The sequence below is a fragment of the Streptomyces sp. NPDC006476 genome (genome assembly GCF_040612015.1).
GTDB lineage: Bacteria > Actinomycetota > Actinomycetes > Streptomycetales > Streptomycetaceae > Streptomyces > Streptomyces griseorubiginosus_B.
Window position 1 is genome coordinate 1 of record NZ_JBEXPK010000312.1, and the last position, 1,268, is coordinate 1,268.

Consider the following 1,268-nt stretch of genomic DNA (forward strand, 5'->3'; position numbering starts at 1 on the left):
CGGCGGACAGGTACCAGCTGCCGCCCGGCCCCGTGAACAACAGCGCGCCTCTGCCGCCCTCTCGCCAGGCCCAGTCCCACAGGCTGGCCGCCTGCAGACACACCCCGAGCACCTCCACGACCTTGCTCTGCCGCATCCCTAGCCAGGGCGAGACCGAGGCTGGCTTCAGGACGATAACGACAGGCGGCCGCCTACCCAGAGAAGGATCGCCTCGGTTTGACGGCGCACACTCAGTTTCGTGTACACGCTGCTCAGATAGTTGCGCACGGTCTTCTCCGACAAGGCCAGCCTGTCAGCGGCCTCCGCAACGGTACGTCCGGCAGCGAGTTCGTCCATGATCTGACTCTCTCGGGGCGAAAGCAGGTGCGTCATGTCCGTCGAACGGGGCTGCGTCGCCGTGGTACCCTCCCTGCTTGAGTTGCCCACTATTTCCTTGATCAGAGCAGAGGTTATCTCAGGATCGAGGAAACTCGAGCCGGCCACTGTCGCCTTTACAGCCCCGATCAAATAGTCCGGATGCTGACTTGAGGTCAAGTAACTGCGGGCGCCCCACTGAAGCGAAGATACGACATCCTTGATGTCCAGTCTCGGTGCGGCCACAAGTGTCGGGGGCATTGAGCTGCCCATGCGGTTCCTGAGCTCCAGCACCGATGACGCCATCCCTGGCCCGTGGAACACAACTGCCTGGTCGGTTGGCCTTACTTGAGACGGACCGGAAACCGCCCTGGCCCAGGAGGCATAGAGCTTCGACGGCCGAACGTTCGAGGAACCGATGACGGCAACCGACGACAGCAAAACGGGAAGGTGACTCCTGTTCACGCGTGATGGCGACACATTTACTGAACTGTCAGACATTGTTGATCCCGTGAACCTTCCACTTTGTCTGGCCATGGATATGCCTCTATGGGTTCCCAGTTGATAAGCACACCTTGCGGCATGTTTTCTTTCCGTTTCGCCACACCACAGGCCATGAAGAGAGCGTGGTTCCCGCTTCGGGAAGGGACTTCGACGCTTTTTACCATCTCGGAGCGAGACTATGAATAAGCACAAGGGCCGTCAACGCGTGGCAGCATTGACAGCTCAGATGCGGTGGCGGAGCCTCCGCATGGTTCGGCGCGGCATGGGCCATGGTTCGGTTCGGTTCGGTCCTCGCGGTTACAGGTAGTTCGTTAGATCCGGAGGTAGAGGTCGATGCCGTGTCCGGTGGTGACCGCGTCGATCAGGGCCTGGAGCTCATGGGGTGGATCCGTGTCCGTCCATGCTTGCCA

At 60.6% G+C, this 1,268-nt stretch carries 1 protein-coding gene; it reads right to left on the reverse strand.

The window, feature by feature from the left end:
* Nucleotides 1-165 precede the first annotated feature (165 nt).
* Nucleotides 166-648, reverse strand: coding sequence for a response regulator transcription factor (locus ABZZ74_RS54270; protein ID WP_356951462.1), 483 nt, complete (start codon nucleotides 646-648; stop codon nucleotides 166-168).
* Between the last annotated feature and the right edge of the window lie 620 nt (nucleotides 649-1,268).